Source organism: Streptomyces sp. MJM8645 (genome assembly GCF_001625365.1).
Lineage (GTDB): Bacteria > Actinomycetota > Actinomycetes > Streptomycetales > Streptomycetaceae > Kitasatospora.
Map to the genome: position 1 here is coordinate 294438 of NZ_LJJF01000001.1, position 18703 is coordinate 313140.

The window sequence follows — 18703 nt, forward strand, 5'->3', positions numbered from 1 at the left end:
GGCGCACCCAGGCCGCCGTGCGTGCGGGCGTTGGACGATTCGGTGCGCGCCTGTTCGGTACGCGGCTGTTCGGTGCGCGGCTGTGTGGCGCGCTGCGCGGCGGTCGGACCGCCGCCGGTCTGGACGGCGCGCTGTACGGGGGCGTCCCCGCGCCGTCCCGGCTCGGGGCGGGCAGGGCGAGCCGAGCGCGCCGGGTTGCCCGGTGCCGACGGCTCCGAGCCGTCCGACCCGCTCCCCGCCGGAGCAGTCGGCTGCGCGGGCGGGGAGACGATCGGCATCGGCCCGTGCCCGACCCCTGGGCCGGGTACGGGCCCCAGGCCTGCCGCGCCGTCGGCGTTGAGCCGTGGCGAGGCGCTGGCGGGCAGCGAGGTCAGCGGGGCACCGAGCACGGGTCGGCCCGGTGCGGGGCCTCCCCTCGCGGCGCGCTGCACGGCGTTGCCGGTGCGCGAGGTCGGGGCATCGTTCGGCCGCACCGGAGCCGGCTCGGAGGTCTCGGACGGCCGCGCAGTGCCACCCGGCTCCGCGACGGGCGGAGCAACGTCGGCGGACTGCTCCACCGTCGTCGCGCTCGCGGGCCGTTCCACCAGTGCCACACCCTCGGCAGGCTCTACCGGCTTCGCGCCGTCAGCAGGCTCCACCGGCGCGACGGCGGCGGCACGTTCCACTGTCGTCGCGCTCGCGGCACGCTGCACCGGCCGGGGCGGGATCACGGCCACCGCACGCGGCGGCAGCGACCGGGGGCGGGGTGCAGTGGTCAGGGGCTTCCCGACGCGGCGCGACGGGACCGGCCGGTCAGGCCCGGCCTGCCCGGCAAGCGGCACCTCGGAACCGTGAGCAGGGGTGGGGGCGGCGGCGGGCGCGGGGGCAGCCGGCGCGGCGCCGCCCTCGGCGGCCACCGCCCGTGCGGGCAGCCGTCGCACCGCGGCGCCGGACCTCTGCACCTGCCGCACCCGACCGAGCCCGCCCGTCGCACCCGGCCCGTCCCCCGCCGAAGCCGAAGCCAGGACCGAATCCGAGGCCGGATCCGAAACCACCGACGGCGCCCCCGCCGGTGCGACGTACGGCAGCACGGGCCCGTCCGCCCCGGCGGAGACCGCCGGGCCGAGGGGCCGTGCCACCGCCCGCAGGATGCCCGCCGGGGCGGACGGCAGGACCGCGTGTCCGAGTGCGCCGGTCAGCGAGGGGTTCTGCCAGGAGGCGAGCCGGGACCGGAACCGCAGGCCGTCGCTGACCCCGCCCGCCGCCCCCGCGATGGTCGGGGTCAGGGGCGCGACCGCGCGCCAACCACCGTCCGGGGCGGGCGCGTCGGCCCGGGGCGCGGGAGCCGCGTCACCCGTGCCGCCCGTAACACCTGAGACACCCGAGGTACCCGGGGCACCCGAAACGCCCGCCTCGCCCGGGCCGCCGGCCTTCCGCCGTCCGAGCCGGTCCCGAATCCCCATCCCGCGCTCACCCGCCTTCGTTGACGCGGGTGTTGATCCGCGCGATCTCCCGCACCCACGCGCGGCGTTCCTGGTGGGACAGGTCGAGGATGTCCTCCCGCTGCCAGTGGAAGTGGTAGGCGATGTACGCGACCTCCTCGTACAGCCGGGTGGTCGCGTACGTCACCATTCCCCCAGGCGCCCACCAGCGAGGTCGACTTCGAAGGCCCCGTCGCAGTGCGGGCAGGTCACCGCGGCGCGGGTGTGGCCCTCGCTGTTGATCCGCTGGTAGAAGTCCTGGAGGAACGCGACGTCGGTGGCGTACATCTGCTCGACGACGCCGGCGTGCACGTCGGTGACGGTGCCGAGCCGGGTGATCACGTGGCTGAGCAGCACGACGCTCAGGTACGCCGGGTTCTCCTTGACCCGCAGGTCGATCTGGGGCATGAGTTCGTCCCGCGCGGTGGCCAGGCGCATGGCGCCGTGCCGGTGCAGGGTGCCCTCGTCGTCCAGGTATCCGCGCGGGAGCTCGAACTCGAACTCCGTGTGCAGTCCGTGCCCCTGGGGGCCCCGCCCCCGCTGCGGCGCGGCGGCCTGCGGGGCCGGGGCCGCGGCGGGAGCGGGGGCGGCTGCCGGAGCCTGCTCCAGGAGTTCGTCGAGGCTGATCCGTCGTCTCATTCGACGGTGATCTCCTCGAACACGATGGTCACCGTCTCGGTCGCGGCGCTGGACTCACCGGCGGTGAGGGTGGGGCCCTCCCACCGGCTGGCCCAGGCGTTCATCAGCTGGATCCGCCGGAGTGTGGCGCCGGTGGTGTCCTTGACCTCGATGGTGAGGTTCTGGCGCGCGGTGTTGATCGCGCCGTTGTTGAGGGTCTCGTTGATCCACTTGGTGAACGCCCCGCTCTTGTCGAGCCCGCGGGTGATCGTCACCTCGCCCGGGAGCCGCGCGCCGGGCTGTTTGCGGACGATCAGCTTGCCCTGCTGGGTCACCTGCTTGTACTCGACGACGTCCTGGTCGACGGTCAGGTTGCTGATCTCCTTGACCGACTCGACGTTGTAGCCGCCGAGTTGGACGCCGAATATGTGTGTGGAGAGCGGATCGCCTTCAGCCATGACTTCCTGTCACCTTCCGGTCTGTGCTGGCCTGCTGGTCACTCGTTGACGAGGCTCGTGCTGTCCGAGAACTGGGACAGCCGGAACACCACGAACTCGGCGGGCTTCACCGGAGCGACCCCGATCTCGCACACCACCTGCCCGAGGTCGATGGACTCCTGCGGGTTGTTCTCACGGTCGCACTTGACGTAGAAGGCCTCCGCGGCCGTCGCGCCGAACAGCGCGCCGCGCCGCCACTCCTCGGTCAGGAACGCCGTGATGTTGCGGCGGATGCTCGACCACAGCCGGTCGTCGTTGGGCTCGAACACCACCCACTGGGTCCCCAGGAGGATGGACTCCTCCAGGTAGTTGAAGAGCCGCCGCACGTTGAGGTAGCGCCACGCCGGGTCCGAGGAGAGGGTCCGGGCGCCCCAGATCCGGATGCCGCGCCCGGGGAAGGCCCGCACGCAGTTGACGCCGATCGGGTTCAGCAGGTCCTGCTCGCCCTTGCTGAGGCGGATCTCCAGGTCCACCGCGCCGCGGATGACCTCGTTGGCCGGCGCCTTGTGCACGCCGCGCTCGGCGTCGCTGCGCGCCCACACGCCGGCGGCGTGCCCGCTCGGGGGGACCATCGTGTTGCGGCCGGTCGCCGGGTCGAACACCTTGATCCACGGGTAGTACAGGGCCGCGTAGCGGGAGTCGAAGCCCGCCTCGTCGTTGCGCCAGTTGCGCATCTGCTGGGCGCTCAGCCCGGGCGGGGAGTCCAGGACGGCGATCCGGTCGCCCATCTGCTCGCAGTGCGACATCACCGCGAGCTGGACGGTCCGCACGCCCTCGGCGTCGATGTCGCCGCGCTGGTAGGCGCTCATCAGGTCGGGCACCGCGACCATGGTGATCTCGTCGATCGCCTCCAGGCCGGAGAACCCGGTGCGGGCCGAGGCGTCGCCGATGTACTCGGCGGGGCTGAGCCGGGTCGTGGCGGCGGGGGCGACCGGCCCGGGCGCGGGGGCGGCGGCGAGGGCGAGCGTCTGGCGCTCCGGGCGGCTCGGCGCGGTGCCCGGCTGCTCGCTGACCGCGACGAGCTTGGACTCGCGCAGCTGGGTGACGACATAACCCTTGGTGTTCTTGCGGGTCGAGACGTCGTACGTCTCGGCGACCTCGGTGCCCTTGCGGACCACCAGCCGGAACCGGTCGTCGGGGACGTTCTCGCCCTCGACGTCGGCGATCTCGACGGTCAGGTCGGCGCCCGCACCGGGCAGGGCCGTGAACAGGAAACCGGCGTGGGCGGTGGGCGCGGGCGCCGATCGGGCGGCCGGCGGCCAGCCGCCGGCCGTCTCGCCGCCGGGCTCGCCGATCCGCACGACGTAGACGGCGCCGCCGCCGTTGGCGAAGAAGCCGTAGACGGCGTGGGGCAGGTAGGTGCCTTCGGAGAAGCCGCCGAACTGCTGGACGTACTGGTCCCAGTTGGTCACCAGGGTGGGCTCGTGGAAGGGGCCGGTCTGGGCGAAGCCGACGAGGGCGGCGACGGCAGTGCCGACACCCTCGATCGGCCGGGCACCGGACTGGACCTCCTCCACGTACACGCCCGGGGTGAGGTACGACGGCATGCTCGCTCCTTCGGGGTGGCCGATCATTCGCCACCGAGTCTGCTGCCGGGCCGCCGCCCGCGACATGTCCGCAGGTCCCGGACCAGGGGCAGAACCGCTGCCCCGGCGGGCACCCCGACAGGGCCTCACCGGTCGTCAGTCGGCCGGTGGCCTCCCGCCCGCGCGCTCAGGCCCGCCCGGTGCCCCCGGAGGCACGCGACCACGGCCCGAACTCGCTCTCCAGGACCAGCCGGCCGAGCTTGCGGTACTCCCGCTCGACCGCGAACACCAGCTCCGCCATGCCCAGCGGGCGGCCCGTCTCGGCGGCCAGGTAGGCCGCGGTCACCGCGCAGGCCCGGATGGAGCCGCCGGCGAGCTCGAAGTGCCGTGCGCAGAACGCCAGGTCGAGGTCGTCGCCGCGGGGGATCCGCGGGCCCAGGCAGCGCTCCCACAGGGCGTGCCGCTGTTCCTCGTCCGGCACCGGGAACTCCGCGATGACGTCCAGCCGCCGGGTGAACGCCTCGTCGAGGTTGGCGCGCAGGTTGGTCGTCAGCACGGCGATCCCGTCGAAGGACTCCATCCGCTGCAACAGGTACGCCGACTCCACGTTGGCGTGGCGGTCGTGGGCGTCCTTGACCTGCGACCGCTTGCCGAAGATCGCGTCGGCCTCGTCGAACAGCAGGACGGCGTTCACGTGCGAGGCCTCGGTGAAGATCCGCTCCAGGTTCTTCTCCGTCTCGCCGATGTACTTGTCCACGACGGTGGACAGGTCCACGACGTACAGCTCCATGCCGAGTTCGGCGGCGACCACCTCGGCCGACATGGTCTTGCCGGTGCCGGACTCCCCCGCGAACAGTGCGATCACCCCGCGCCCGCGCCCTCCGCCCGGCCGCATCCGCCACTGGCCGAGCACCTGGTCGCGGTGCCTGGCGCGCAGCGCGAGTTCGTGCAGCTGGCGCGCGGTGGGCTCGGGCAGCACCAGGTCGTCCCACCCGACGGCGGGCTCGATCCGGCGGGCGAGGCGGGCGAGCCCCGCCCCGTTCTGCGCCCGCACGGCGGCCCGCAGGTCGTCGGCGGTCACCGGGCGGTGTTCGGCGGCGGCCGTCCTGGTGGCGACCCCGGCGGCCCGGGCCACCTGGTCCTCGTCCAGCTGGTACGGGGCGACGGCCTCGGCCAGCTCGGGGCCGAGCACACCCTCGTACAGCCCTTCCGGTTCACCCGAAGGCTCACCCGCAGGCACACCCGAAGCCCCGCCCAGCGCGTGCGCCCAGCGTTCGGCGCGCTGCGCCGGGTCCAGCGGCGGGGCCACGAGCACCACCGGGCTCTCCTGCGCCCACGTCGGGTCCCACGGGCGCGACCCGTGCACGAGCAGTGGCACCTCGGCGAGTTCCGCGCAGAGCTCGCGCAACAGCCCGGCCCGCTCCGGGCGTTCGGGTTCGAGCCGCTCCAGCGGGCCCAGCACCACACCGCTGCCGCTCAGCCGCGCCTCCCGGGCGAGCGCCCGGACCACGGCCTCCGGGGGGCGGGCGGCGAGCGCCGTGACGTCGACGACCAGGGCCCGGCGGCCGAGGCCCGCGAGGGCGTCGACCGCGAGCCGCCCGGCGTTGCCGCCCCGGTCCAGCAGGTGCACCAGTCCGCCGCCGTTGGCCACGGTGGCGCGCAGCCGGCGCGCGGCCTGCGGCGGGGTGCCGGCGCCGGCGCGGCCGACGTGGACCAGCCCGCGCAGCGCGCCGTCGGGTTCGTCCGAGCCGAGCAGATGGGCCGTCACCCGGTCGGGCAGGCGCAGGCCCCGGGAGAGCAGCGGGCGCTCCGGTTCGGTGATCTCCAGCAGGCCGCCGGCGATCAGCGGGGCCTGGGCGGTGAAGCGGAACCGGCTGGCGCCCGCCCCGGACCGCCCGCACAGTTCGAGCGCGAGCCCGATGGTCGGCCGGCGCAGGGTCAGGTCGTCGTTGAGGTACCCGTAGAGCCGTTCGAAGCGGGTGTCGAGGTCGGGGGCGAGTGCCACCAACAGGAGTTCGAGGTCCAGCGGGAGCAGTCCGAAGCCGTCGACGAGCCGTTCGGTCCTCGATCCGGGCGGTGGCGGCGGCGGTTCTCCGAGGTCGGTGCCGGCCCGGCCCGTCGCGGCGGGCGCCGCGAGGATCCGTTCCGCCGCCTCCGGGGTGAGGTACTGGCCCCGGTACGGGTCGTCCGGGTCCGGGTCGTCGGCCCTGCGCTCGCGGACGGCGGCCCGGATCCGCTGTTCGAGGCGGCTCAGCCGCTCCCACAGGTCGTCCAGGTCGGCGGCGGGCCCGCTGGTGGCCGCCGGTTCCAGGTCGAGGGTCATCGCGGCGCACCGCCGCGCCGTCTGCGGCCGGGCGGCAGCCGGCGTTCCCGGGGCGCGGCGAAGCCGTCCGCGCCGGGGTCCGTGCCGCCCTCGTAGCGCAGCCGGCGGCCCGGGTCGGCCGGGTCGACCGAGTCGGCTGTGGCCTCCGGGGCGTCCTCGTCGCTCTCGCCGCCCTCGCCGTCCTTGCCGCTCCTGTCGACGGCGCGCAGCACGAGCCCGTCGGTGACCGGGGGCCCCGCCGGGGCACGCTGGCCGGACAGCGGGGCGAGCACCCTGAGGTCGATCGAGGGTTTCAGCTCGCCGCCGAGGGCCGACCACACGTCGGACACCGACGGCATGCCCTCGCCGCGCCCGGCGGTCTCCAGCCCGACGGTGAGCCCGAGTTCGGCGAGCGTGCCGGTGAGCAGGCGGGCGGGCAGCGCGTCGGTGGCCGTCAGGCAGCGGAGCACCTCCGACAGCAGCCGGTGCTCGTCCTGGGCCCGGTTGGTCCACGCCGTCACCAGGTAGGCCAGTTCGAACCAGCGGGGCGCGCTGCGCCAGGCCACGACCACGCCGTCGGCGTCGTGCTGCTCGGCGGAGCCGGCCTGGCGGCGGGACACGTCCTCGCGGATGCCGTAGAGGAAGACGCTGACGGTGGGGGCGTTGCGCCGGGCGGCCCAGTCCCGGGTGGGCGAGTCGAAGACCAGCTCGATCCCGCGTTCCTGGAGGCCGCTCTCGACGAGCAGGAGGCGCAGCGCCTCGTCGACTTCGTGGATCACCGCCGCTGCACCTCCCCCGGCGGGCCGACGCTGCCGACCACCACGAGGAAGGGGGTGGTCACCGGGGAGAAGCCGGGGCCGCTCGCGGTGATGGTCCGGGGGCCGGTCTCGTCCTTGGCGAGGATGAGCAACTGGCCCGCGAAGGTGCCGTCGGTCTTGGGGATGGTGGGTGCCGCGGCGGCGGTGATGCCGGGCGTCCAGGTGAGGGTCACCGGGGTGCCGGGCGGGAAGTCCAGGCCGCGGACGGAGGTCACGAAGCCGGGCTTGCCGATCGGCGGCACCGCGACGATGCGGGGCTGGAGGATGCGCAGCGGGGTCCGCGCGACGTGGTCGCCCGGGGTGGCGTCCGTGCCGGTGGTGGTCAGGACGGAGGTGATGGTGGTGTCCAGGGTCGCCTCGGGTGCGAGCACCACCTGGACGACGGCGCTGCCGCCCGGGGGCAGGTCGGCCACGTCGCAGACGCCGCCGGTGCAGCCGGGGGGCATCGGCCCGGTGGGGACGCCGGCGGGCAGGCCGAGCGAGACGCGCAGTCCGGTGGCGAGGGCCTGGCCGTCGTTGCGCACGGTGTAGGTGACGGTGACCTTGCCGCCGACGTATCCGGGGTTCGGCTGGGCGCCGACCGTCACGGCCGGTCCGGCCTTCGGCGCGGGCGGCGCCGGCTGCGGCGCGGGGGCCGGGGCGGGCGGCGGTGGCGGGGCCGGCGGTGAGGAGACGGGCGGTGTCGGGGTCGGGGTCGAGGTCTGGGTCGGGGTCGGCGAGGCAGTCGGGGTCTGGGTCGGGGTCGGAGACGGGCTCGGGGACGGCGACGCGGCCTGGACGGGTACCACCGTCTGCGCGATGTTGTCCTCGGGCTTCGGGTCGACCACCGCCCCGGTGACCCACCAGCCGAACCGCTGGTCGCCGGCCACGGTGCCGACGACGGTGGCGGTCACCTGGACGACCGCGCCCGGGGCCAGGGTGCCGAGTTCGCACCGGAGGGCGTCGGCGGCGCAGGTGCCGGCCGTGGCCTTGAGCCCGGTGAGCCGGGCGCCCGTCGGCACGGACGCGGTGAGCGCGGTGCCGGGCGAGGGCGCCGGGCCGTGGTTGGTGACGGTGATGGCCACGGTGGTGGAGTCCCCGATCTGCATCGGGATGGTGGCGGCCGGCGCGCTCAGCGACAGGTCGACGGACTGCTGGACGCTCGGCTCCTTCTGCCGCCCCGGCAGCCTGGAGTTGACGGAGGTGAGCCGACCGGTCGCGAAGTCGTAGTTCTGCAGCGCCTCCGGCGAGTTCGCCGGCAGGGCCCGGCGGGAGGTCAGCACCAGCTGTCCGCCGTCCGCCGTCCAGGCGACGTCGCGGGGCTGGAACGGGCCGGTGGCGGAGGTGTCCGGCAGCGGGCGGCGGCAGGCGTTCCGGTCCTGGCTCAGTCCGGCGGGCAGGATCACCGTGCAGCCGTCGCCGGTCGCCGAGCTGACGAGGACTCCGTTCTGCTGGTTGAGCCCGCCGTCGCCGGTCTTGCGGTTGAAGGCGACGCGCCGGCCGTCGGGCGAGAACGCGGGGCTGTCGTCGATGACGTCGCAGGCGCCCGGGCAGGCCCTGCGGCTGAGGTCGGTGGGCCGGTCGAGGGCGTTGGCGGGCACGGTCCACACGTGCTTGTTGCCGCCGTTGCCGTTGATGACCTCGGTCCTGGTGTAGGCGATCAGTTTGCCGTCCGGGGACCAGGAGGGTTGGGCCAGGGAGGCGGCCGGCTGGTTGTCGGTCGGTTCGACGGTGCCGACGATCGCGCCGGTCGACACGTCCGCGATCAGCACCCGCCCGGGGCCGGAGGCCGTCCCGACGCCGCCGGGCGAGGTCCTGGTGAAGGCCATCAGGCGGCCGTCGGGCGAGAGCTCAGGGTCGGTGTCCCAGTCCTTCGGCCCGCGCCCGGCGAGGTTCATCGGCTTCGGGTCGGAGCCGTCGGCACCGGTCTGCCAGATCCGTTCGATCCGGCCGGCGGGCGAGTCCTCGAAGCGGGTCAGCACGATCCGCCGGCCGTCCGGCGTGTAGGCCTGCCGTTCGAACCACGGGTCGTAGCCGGGGCGGGGGTTGAACAGGGGGTCGGCCGCGGGGTCGGTGTTGGTGTCGGCGGCCGGATCCTCCCGGAGCACGCTGACGCCCAGGTCGCGCGGGTCCGCTCCGTCGGGGCGGATGTCCGACAGGTCGGCCACGTTGGGGGTGTCGGCGCTGTTGCGGTCCACGACGGGCCCGCCGCCCTGCTGGGGGCCGAGCCAGACCGGTGTGCGGACGGCGCGGTCCTCGCTCGCCACCAGTTCGGCCCCGCCGCAGAAGCAGGTCCGGGCGCGGTACACGTTCTCGTACGGCGTCGGGTCGGCGTTGAGCCGGTTGGGGCTGAGGAAGAGCACGCCGCTGCCGTCGGGCAGCCAGCCGGCGGACCTGGTCCGCCAGTCGCCGCCGATGCCGGGGAAGAACGCCCGGTCGTTGGTGCCCTCGGGCGAGATGACCCGCAGCTGCGGCCCGGTCTGGCCGGCCTGGTCCCAGGTGTAGACGATCTGGTCGCGCAGGTCGGGGGCGTCCACCGGGTTCCACGCCGGTTCGACGGCGTTGCCGGCGGTCACCGCGGTGATCCGCCGCGCCGCGCCGCCGGCCAGCGGCATGACGTAGACCTGGGTGTGCGCCGGGTCCACGTCGCAGGTGTACGCGACCCACTTGCCGTCGGGCGAGACCGTCGGGTGCGCCTCGGAGTCCGCGGTGTCGGCCAGCCTGCGCAGGCCGGTGCCGTCGGTGTTGACCACCCAGAGGTCCCGCTGGGTCTGCCCGTTGCGTCCGCCGGGCTCCACCGCGTCGAACACGACGGTCCTGCCGTCCGGGGTGAGCGTCGGCTCCGCGGTGTCCATGCCGGTGGTGAGCCGGCGTACCGCGCCCGACGCCTCGCGCAGGTAGACCTGGGGCAGCGGGCCGTCCCGCAGGCTGGTGAACACCAACTGGTCCCCGCGCGCGGAGGGTTCGGTGTCGAAGTGGACGGGGCCGGGCCCGAACAGCGACGCGCTCGACGTCGGCCCGGTCAGCCGCGCCAGGCTGCGGTGGCCGGTGCCGGCGTAGACGATCCGTCCGCTCTCCTCCGCGGCCCCGGCGGCCACCGGGGCGGCGCCTCTTCCGTCGCCGTCGGAGTTGGCGGTGCCCAGCGTCACCACGGCCACGGCCAGGGACAGCAACATCGCGACGGCGGCTCGCGCCGAGCGCCGCAGGGGGCGGGGAGTGCCGGTGGCGCCGATCACGCTCAACCTCACAGACCGAGAAGGCGGTACGTCCGGCAGTCTCCCCGGCCCGGGCGCGCGGGCGACAGGCCCCTGGCACCCGAGCCGGGGGTAGCGACCGGTGCCCCTGAGGGCAATCCGGCGCCGACGCTCCGGCGGCGTCCTCAGATGAGGCCGTGGCGCATCGCGTACCCGACGGCGTGGGCGCGGTTGCGCAGTCCCAGCCGGGTGGTGATCTCGTGCAGCACGTTCTTGACCGTGCGTTCGGAGTACGAGGTCTCGGCCGCTATCTCACTGGTGTCGAGGCCGTCGGCGACCAGCCGGAGCATCTCCGCCTCGCGCGCGGTCAGGGTCGACAGGGTCAGGCCGCGCGGGTCGAGCATGGTGCGCTGGAGGCTGCCGACCCGGTCGAGCAGCTTGCCGAGGAGGTCCCCGGGCATGACGCCCTCGCCGTTGGCCAGGGCGGTGATGAGGTGGACGAGCCGGTCCTGGTCGGCGTCCGATCGGCGCAGCACGGCGCCGACGCCGCACTCGATGATGGTCTGCAGGCCGCCGGCCTCGAAGTGGCCCACGACCAGCCCGGTCCGGCTCTGCGTGTTGAGGCGCAGCCGGCGCAGCCGGTCGGTCACGGCGTCGTTCAGCCCGTCGACCACCATCAGGGAGACCTGGGCGCGCGCGACGTCGCCTTCGGCGAGCAGTTCCACCTCCGGCCGCTGCCTCAGCTGCTGGACGACGCCCGTGTGCAGGATGATGTCCTCCGCGTACACCGCCACCTGGACCCGGCCGGGCTTCACGTTCACGCGCACCGTGGCGGGTTCGGCCGATCCACGCGGTCGGGCCTGGACGGACCTGGTCGCCCCGACGGCCTCATGGGTGGTGGTCTCGATCATCGTCATCCAACTGTTCCGTTCTGCTTCGTCTGCGTCACCGGACGCATGGTGAGGACGGCCGGGCGCCATGTCATGGGGCCGGCCGCGGGTGTTGCCGGGGGGGCGGGGTGGGGAGCGTTGGCTGGGGGCGGGGCATCGGCCCCGGGCAGGGCCCGGTTGTTCCCGCGGGCAAGGGGTGTGCCCGCGGCTTGCCCGCGGGGCTCTCTCCTGGGGGTGTCCTCCGGTCCTACCGTCACGGCATGACCGCATCCGCCGAACTCGGCCTTCCCGCGCTGACGGTGTCGCCCGGAGACGTGGCCACGACGACCCTGACGGTACGCAACGACACCGATATCGTTGAGGCGTACTCGCTGGAGGTGGTCGGGGCCTGCGCTTCGTGGACGACGGTCGAGCCGGCCCGTCTCTCGCTCTTCCCGGGGACGTCCGAGACGGTGACGATTCGGCTCGCCCCGGCCCGCTCGCACGAGGTGCGGGCGGGTGAGTTCCCGCTCGGCATCCGGGTGTTGCCCGCCGAGCGCCCCGAACTGGTGACCGTGCCGGAGACGACTGTCACCGTGACGCCGTTCCGGGAGCTGCGCGCCGCGCTCGCTCCCCGGCGCCGCCGGGGCTGGCTCCGCGCCCGCTACCGGACGTCGGTGCGCAACCTCGGGAACACGGCGGCCGTCGTGACGTTCGCCCCGGCGCAGCCCGGCGAGGACGTGCGCTTCGGGTTCGCCCCGGAGCGGCTGCGACTCGCACCGGGCGAGTCCGCCGAGACCCGGCTGCGGGTGCGCGCGCGTAAGTTGATCTGGTTCGGCAAGCCGGCCACCTGGCCCTTCGAGGTCACCGTCGGCCAGGAGGGCGAGGCCGCCAAGTCGGACGGCCCGCAGCCGGCCGAGCGGCAGCACGTACTGGAGGGCGAGTTCGTCCAGCACGCGCTGCTGCCCAAGTGGCTGCTCGCGCTCATCGCGGCGCTGATCGCGCTGGTGCTGGCCTGGCTCACGCTGGTCCGGCCGGCGGTGCGCAGTTCCGCGAAGCAGGCCGCCGACAAGGCCGTCGAGCAGAAGGCCGCCTCGTTCACCCCGGCACCCGTCGTGGCTCCGCCGGTCCCTGCCCCCGGGGCGACTCCGAGCGGTCAGGGGCAGCAGGGCGGCGCTGCGGGCGGCGGCTCCGGCGGTGGTTCGGGCGGCGGCTCCGGCCGCTCGGTCCCGGGGACGGAGCAGCAGTTCTCCACGACGGTCGACGTGGCCACCAACACCGGCGGCTCCGCGGTGGGCGCCTACCGGGTGGACCACGGCAAGGTCTTCCGCATCACCGACATCGTCGCCGCCAACTTCCAGGGCGACCAGGGGCTGTTGACCATCAAGTTCGGCGAGCAGACGATCACGACCATCGCCTTGGAGACCTTCCGTAACCAGGACTACCACTGGGTGACTCCCATCGAGGTCCCCGAGGACCAGACGGTGACGGCGAGCGTGGTCTGCCAGCAGCCGGGTACACCCGCTTCGGGGAAGCAGGCCACCCAGTGCCACGAACTGCTGAACGTCAGTGGGCAGTTGAGCGATATCAAGCGCTGAAGCCGCACCTCTCCCTCACTTCTCGTTCACACCATGCACCTGTCAATGGAGTGCGACCTTACTGGCGGGTTCAGTAGTCGTTTCTAACACCAACCCGGCCTTGATGGGACAGAGAGTGACGTGAGTGACACCCGCCCGGAAGCCCGGCGGACGCCATAGGGCCCTCCAGGACCGGGCCTTCGCCCGAACGGGCAAGCGGAGCGGCCCGTTCGTACAGTGGATCCTGCCCTTTCGCCCATGCCTGACACCTCGTCAATCATGCTGCCCGAAAGCCGGATCACCAACCGGCCGGTCGGTCGGAAACGGGCGAGCAGCCCGTCCGGGTGCCGGTCGACGGCCGTCAGCCCAGCCGGGGGCACCGACTGGCTGTAGCGCTCGGTGAGCGACCGCAGTTCGATCAACGGCCGGTCGCCGTCCCGGTTCCGGTCCCGGCCCCGTCCGTCGGCATCGCCCACGTCCGGTGGGCCCGGGTCCGGTGTGCCCGGGTCAGCCCTTGACCACGCCCAGCGGCACCAGGCGGGCGACCGGCCGGGCCAGCCCGGCGGCCTCGGTGGCCGCGGCCACCGCGTCGACGTCCTTGTACGCCTGGGGAGTCTCCTCCGCCAGCGCCCGCCAGGAGGCCGGCCGCACCGCGATGCCGCGCGCCTCCAGTTCGCCGCGCAACTGCTCGCCGCGCACCGTCCGCAGCGCCTGGTGGCGGCTCCACACCCGCCCGGCCCCGTGGCAGGCGGAGCCGAAGGCCTCGTTGCCGGGCAGCCCGACCATGACGTACGAGGCGGTGCCCATCGTCCCCGGCACCAGCACCGGCTGTCCGGCCCGCAGGAGGTCGGCGGGCAGGCCGGGGTCGCCGGGCGGTAGCGCCCTGGTGGCGCCCTTGCGGTGGACGCACAGCCGCCGCGGGACGCCGTCCACGTCGTGGGTCTCCAGCTTGGCGAGGTTGTGCGACACGTCGTACACCAGCTCCAGGCCGACCCCGAGGGCGGTGGCGAAGGCGCGGCGGGCCGCCTCGGAGAGCAGCTGCCGGTTGGCCCGCCCGTAGTTCGCCGCGGCGACCATGGCGCCCAGGTAGGCGCGACCGCGCGGCGAGTCGACCGGGGTGCAGGCGAGCTGGCGGTCGGGGAGCTCGATCCGGTGGCGCTGCAGGTCGCGGTCCATGGCGTGGACGTGGTCGGTGCAGATCTGGTGGCCGAGGCCGCGCGAGCCGCAGTGGATCATGACGCACACCTGGCCGGGCCGCAGTCCGAACGCCGCCGCCGTCTCCGGGTCGTCCACCCGGTCGACGGCCTGGACCTCCAGGAAGTGGTTGGCCGAGCCGAGGCTGCCGACCTGCTGCAGGCCGCGCTCGACGGCCCGGGTGCTGACCTCGCCCGGGGCCGCGCCGGCCAGGACGCCGCCGTCCTCGCAGCGCTCCAGGTCGCGCGGCACCCCGTGGCCGTGCTCGACGGCGTAGCGGGCGCCGCCGAGCAGCAGGTCGTCCAGTTCCTCCGGTCCGGACAGCCGCCACAGGCCGCCCCGGCCGAGGCCGCGCGGCACGGTGCGGTCGAGCAGGTCCATCAGGCGGGTGATCCGCTCGGGGTCGAGTTCGTCGCGGTCGACGCCCGCGCCCAGCAGCCGGACCCCGCAGGAGATGTCGAAGCCGACCCCGCCGGGCGAGATCACCCCGCCCTGGTCGACGTCGGTCGCGGCCACCCCGCCGATCGGGAAGCCGTAGCCCCAGTGCACGTCGGGCATCGCGAAGGAGGCGCGGACGATGCCGGGCAGGGCCGCCACGTTGGCCACCTGCTCCAGCGCCTTGTCCCCGGCGGCCTGCGGCAGCAGCGCGCGGCTGGCGAAGACCACGCCCGGCACGCGCATCGGCGGGCGTGGTTCGATCCGCCAGCGGCAGCGGCCCGCCTCGACCAGTGCGATCTCCACTTCGCTCACCCCGTTCCGTGCCCGTTCCGCCCGGTGTCGCCCCCGGCCCGCTCAGACGTCCACCGTCACCCGGCAGGTCCAGCCCTCCGGGCCGGCGCGCAGGTCCAGATCGTGCAGCGAGACGGCCTTCGGCACGGCGCCGACCAGGGCCGCGGTGGCGGCGTCCGCCATCCGGAAGCGGACCTCGACCGTCCGGGCGCCGTCCAGACCGCGGATCGGGCCGAGCGCCAGCCCGGCGGGGAGTTCGCCGTCGGCGTCCATCCGGTAGACGACCTCCTCCAGGACGCCCGCGAGCAGGTCCGCGTCGCTCACCGCGAGGACGGTGCAGCCGCGCTCGCCGACGATCCGCGCGCCGGAGAGGTCCGCGAAGCCGCCCACGACGGCGTGCACCAGCTCGCCGATGCAGCCCTCGGCCGTCGGCGCCCAGGCCTCCACCCGCAGGTCCGCCGTGTGCGGCACGGTCCGGTGGCCGCTGCCGGCACGCCCCGCGGGTCCGCGACCGTCCACGAACGACGCCTCCCGCCCCCGTCGACGTTTCCCCCTCCAGCCTCGTCCCGCGGGGCACCCGGAGGCAACCCGGGCCGGACCCTAATCGCGGACCGAGGCGAGGTAGGCGGCGGTCAGCTCGGGGGTGGCCAGCCAGGCGGCGTGGTCGCTCGGCTCCGCGTATGTGTTGGCGAGCCGGCGGGCGACCGTCTCGTGCTCGGCGGCAGCCGCGAACACGCCCTGCACGTGGTCCGGCACGGTGAGCATCGCGGCGGTGAACTCGACCGCGTGCCGGGCGTGTTGCCGCCAGAAGCGCTCTGCGGTGCGGCACATCCAGTCCGCGGTGTAGGGGGCCTCGCCGTGCTCGACGATCGCCCGCAGGTACGCCTGTGCCGCCCGCGCGGCGCTGTTGGCGCCCTGGCCGGCGATCGGGTCGTTCACCACCACCGCGTCGCCGAGGCCGAGCACGTGGACGGCGTCGACGCCGGTGCCCAGCTCCGCCACCGGCCGCCGCACCACCGGGGTGACGGCGCCGGACAGTCCGGCCCCGGCATCCGTCGGCTCGGCGTCCGCCCACAGCTCCGCCTCCCACGGCAGGTGCTCGCGCAACAGGGCGCGCATCCGGGCGAGTTGGGCGTCGGGCGCCGGGGCGTCGCGGAACGCGTCCAGCGGCCCGCCGGGCAGCGCCTCCCACAGCAGGATCGCGCACGGGCCGGAGAGGGTCAGGGCCGGTTGCAGGTACAGCTCGCCCAGGCCGGGCAGCGCGTGCATCCGCGCCCGCGGCTCGGTGGCCGGATCCGGCGAGCCCACCCCGTGGACGTACAGGCAGGACAGCGCCCGCTGCGGCCGGTCGAACGGCGAGCGGGCGGCGTCGCGTTCGAAGATCCCGGCCAGTTCGCCGCGCCCGGCCGCGACCACCGTCAGCTCGTGCCGGCGGGCGAGCTCGCGCAGGCCGTCCCGGTCCAGCGAGCGGTACTCGACCCGGCCGCCGCGCTCCTCCAGCAGTTCCAGCCAGCGCGCCAGTTTCAGCCGCTGGTCCACCGACTGGGCGGGCTCGTCGAGCGTCATGGTGAACTCCAGCGCCCGCACCCCGGGCGGCACGGCGAGCACCGACCGGACGGCGCGGACCGCCGGCGCCTCGCCCGCCCACAGGTCCAGCCCGGCCGCCGCCTCGGTCCGCAGCGCCGGTCCGAACATCGCCTGGGTGGACAGCACCCGCCCGCCGCACACCTGCTCGGGGGTGCGCTCGGCGACCAGCGTCACCCGGTAGCCGGCCGCCACCAGCCCCAGCGCGAGCTGCAGGCCGGCCTGGCCCGCTCCGACGACGGCGATCCGGCGCATGGCGGCCTCCAGGGTGGGTGGTCTCGGCTGACGGTGCCGCCGGCGGCTCGGCTGACGGCCCGTCACGCAGGCACAGTAGCCGAGCCGCCGGGGCACGTCACCGGGGCCTCACCGGCACCGGCCACGCCCCGGCGCGGCCGGCTCAGCCGCGCAGGTGCGCGGTGAGCACCTCGACCACGGCCGCGGTCTGGTCCGCCACGTAGAAGTGCCCGCCGGGGAAGACCCGCAGGTCGAAACCGCCGGTGGTGTGCCGGTCCCACTGGGCGGCCTGGTCGACGGTGGCGTTCTGGTCGGTCTCCCCCACCAGCGCGGTGATCGGCTGCGGCACGGTCGCCTCCGGCGCGCAGCGGTACGTCTCGATGGCGGTGTAGTCGGCCCGCAGCGCCGGCAGGATCAGCTCGCGCAGCGCCGGGATGGTGAGGATCCGCTCGTCCGTCCCGCCGAGGCGCACGATCGTGTCGAGCAGCCCGTCGTCCGGCAGCCGGTAGACGGCGGTCTCCCGGGGCAGCGAGGGCGCGCGGCCCGCCGAGACGAACAGCCGCTCGGGCCCCGGGAGACCGTCGCGGGCGAAGCATCGGGCGGTCTCGAAGGCGACGGCCGCGCCCATGCTGTGCCCGAAGAAGGTCAGCGGCCGGTCCGTCCAGTCGCGCAGCTCCCGGTAGAGCTGCTCGGCGAGCTCCAGCACCGAGTCGATCGCCGGTTCGGCGAAGCGGTTCTGACGGCCCGGGTACTGGACGGTGAGCACGTCGGCGTAGGGCGCGAGCGCGTTGGCGTACTCCATGTAGTAGCTGGCGGAGCCGCCCGCGTGGGGGAAGATCACGATCCGGGCGGGGGCGGAGTCGGACGGACTGAAGCGGCGGAACCACGGGTTGTCGACGGCGGCACTGCTGGACATGCGGATGCTGACCTCTCTCCGTGACGAACTCTGCTGCGCCTAGTCTCGCAGGGCCCCGCCCGGCGCGGGTCCGAAACCCGGCGGTTCGACGATCTTGAGGCCCGACGGCGGTGACGGCGATCTGTCAGCGATCTGCCGGTCAGGCCTGTGATCGTGGGGCTGTCGGCGCGGCCACGGTCTCGAATCGCGGGTGGCCCGGCAGCCCCGAATACGCCAGGAGGCCATCAGCATGTCGTCCACAACCCGTAACCGGCCGTGGGACGTTCACCGGCCGTGGGACGTTCACCGGCCGCCGTCCGCCGCCGGGAGGAGCGTCCTGGTCACCGGGGGCAACGCCGGTATCGGCTACTTCGTCGCCGAGCAGCTCGCCGGGGCGGGCGCCGCGGTCGTGCTCGGCAGCCGGGACGCCGGTCGGGCCGGGGCCGCCATGGCGTCGATCCGCTCCCGAGTCCCCGGCGCCGTGGTGCGCCACCTCCCGCTGGACCTCGCCGACCTGCCCTCCCTGCGGGCCGCCGTGGACGGGCTCGCCCTCGACCACCTCGACGCGGTCGTCCACAACGCCGGGGTCGCGCTGGACGATCCGCCACGCCGGGAGACCGGGGCCGGGCACGAACTGATGTTCGCGACCAACCACCTCGGGCACGTCGCGCTCACCCGCTGGCTGGCCCCCCTGCTCGCGGCCGCACCAGCGGGCCGCATCGTGACGGTCGGCAGCTTCGCGGCCCGCTCGGAGCGGCTGGACCTCGACGACCTCCAGTCGGCCGTGGACTACCGGCCCAAACGCGCCTACGGCCGCTCGAAACTGGCGCAGATGACCTTCGGCCTCGAACTCGACCGACGCCTCCGCGCCGCCGGCAGCACCGTGCTCAGCCTGCTGGCGCACCCCGGCGGCGCACTCGACTCGCTCACCCCGCCCCGCCCGCCGGTCCACACGCGGACCGTCGGCGAAGGACTGCGCGGCCTGCCGGCCGGGCTCCTCCTCCAGGGCAAGGACCACGGCGCGTGGCCGATCGTCCGGGCCGTCCTCGACCCGCAGGCGCAGGGGGGCCAGCTTTGGGGGCCCCGGGTCTTCGGCCTGCGCGGCGCCCCCCGCCTCGAACCCGCCCAGCCCCACCTGACCGACCGCACCGTCGCCGCCCACCTCTGGGACGCCACCTGCCGCCTCGCCGCCGTGGACCCCCACCTCGGCCTCCTCTGACCACCACT

14 protein-coding genes are annotated in these 18703 nt (G+C 74.8%); 2 read left to right on the forward strand and 12 right to left on the reverse strand.

Going from position 1 to position 18703, the window contains the following annotated elements:
• Positions 1-1449: 1449 nt before the first annotated feature.
• The 8 genes from A6F73_RS41220 to A6F73_RS01200 all read right to left on the reverse strand — a co-directional run bounded on the left by A6F73_RS41220 (position 1450) and on the right by A6F73_RS01200 (position 11311).
• On the reverse strand, positions 1450-1608 hold the full coding sequence (locus A6F73_RS41220; RefSeq protein WP_347878560.1) for a DUF6760 family protein: 159 nt from the start codon (positions 1606-1608) through the stop codon (positions 1450-1452).
• On the reverse strand, positions 1605-2099 hold the full coding sequence (locus A6F73_RS01170) for a hypothetical protein (RefSeq protein WP_063346011.1): 495 nt from the start codon (positions 2097-2099) through the stop codon (positions 1605-1607). Before A6F73_RS01170 ends, A6F73_RS41220 begins: the two co-directional genes overlap by 4 nt.
• Positions 2096-2536 carry a phage tail protein gene (locus tag A6F73_RS01175; RefSeq protein ID WP_063346012.1) on the reverse strand — a complete coding sequence of 147 codons (441 nt, stop codon included), beginning with the start codon at positions 2534-2536 and terminating at the stop codon, positions 2096-2098. Before A6F73_RS01175 ends, A6F73_RS01170 begins: the two co-directional genes overlap by 4 nt.
• 38 nt (positions 2537-2574) lie before the next feature.
• Positions 2575-4122 (reverse strand): phage tail sheath family protein, encoded by a 1548-nt coding sequence (locus A6F73_RS01180; protein ID WP_063346013.1) that lies wholly within the window; start codon positions 4120-4122, stop codon positions 2575-2577.
• Between the two features lie 166 nt (positions 4123-4288).
• Complete coding sequence (locus tag A6F73_RS01185; RefSeq protein WP_063346014.1) at positions 4289-6424, reverse strand: ATP-binding protein; 2136 nt, start codon at positions 6422-6424, stop codon at positions 4289-4291.
• Positions 6421-7182 carry a DUF4255 domain-containing protein gene (locus tag A6F73_RS01190; protein ID WP_063346015.1) on the reverse strand — a complete coding sequence of 254 codons (762 nt, stop codon included), beginning with the start codon at positions 7180-7182 and terminating at the stop codon, positions 6421-6423. The genes A6F73_RS01185 and A6F73_RS01190 overlap by 4 nt, the downstream gene beginning before the upstream one ends.
• On the reverse strand, positions 7179-10436 hold the full coding sequence (locus A6F73_RS01195) for a hypothetical protein (protein ID WP_244293249.1): 3258 nt from the start codon (positions 10434-10436) through the stop codon (positions 7179-7181). Before A6F73_RS01195 ends, A6F73_RS01190 begins: the two co-directional genes overlap by 4 nt.
• 143 nt (positions 10437-10579) lie before the next feature.
• Positions 10580-11311: a LuxR C-terminal-related transcriptional regulator gene (locus A6F73_RS01200; protein ID WP_079135335.1), complete on the reverse strand. Its 732-nt coding sequence runs from the start codon at positions 11309-11311 to the stop codon at positions 10580-10582.
• Between the two features lie 233 nt (positions 11312-11544).
• Here A6F73_RS01200 and A6F73_RS01205 point away from each other — a divergent pair, with 233 nt between their 5' ends.
• Positions 11545-12861 carry a hypothetical protein gene (locus A6F73_RS01205; protein WP_063346016.1) on the forward strand — a complete coding sequence of 439 codons (1317 nt, stop codon included), beginning with the start codon at positions 11545-11547 and terminating at the stop codon, positions 12859-12861.
• A 486-nt stretch (positions 12862-13347) separates the two neighbouring features.
• Here A6F73_RS01205 and A6F73_RS01210 read toward each other — a convergent pair whose 3' ends face one another.
• From A6F73_RS01210 to A6F73_RS01225, 4 genes are all read right to left on the reverse strand, one after another.
• Positions 13348-14775 carry an RtcB family protein gene (locus A6F73_RS01210; protein ID WP_347878507.1) on the reverse strand — a complete coding sequence of 476 codons (1428 nt, stop codon included), beginning with the start codon at positions 14773-14775 and terminating at the stop codon, positions 13348-13350.
• Between the two features lie 51 nt (positions 14776-14826).
• Entirely contained in the window at positions 14827-15282 is a 456-nt protein-coding gene (locus A6F73_RS01215) for an archease (protein ID WP_063346017.1), read from the reverse strand.
• A gap of 81 nt (positions 15283-15363) precedes the next feature.
• A complete protein-coding gene (locus A6F73_RS01220; protein ID WP_244293250.1) occupies positions 15364-16668 on the reverse strand; it encodes a styrene monooxygenase/indole monooxygenase family protein in 1305 nt (434 codons plus the stop codon).
• Between the two features lie 76 nt (positions 16669-16744).
• On the reverse strand, positions 16745-17497 hold the full coding sequence (locus A6F73_RS01225) for an alpha/beta fold hydrolase (RefSeq protein WP_063346019.1): 753 nt from the start codon (positions 17495-17497) through the stop codon (positions 16745-16747).
• Between the two features lie 229 nt (positions 17498-17726).
• Between A6F73_RS01225 and A6F73_RS01230 the strand changes: the two genes are divergently transcribed.
• On the forward strand, positions 17727-18695 hold the full coding sequence (locus tag A6F73_RS01230) for an SDR family NAD(P)-dependent oxidoreductase (RefSeq protein ID WP_063346020.1): 969 nt from the start codon (positions 17727-17729) through the stop codon (positions 18693-18695).
• Positions 18696-18703 lie beyond the last annotated feature (8 nt).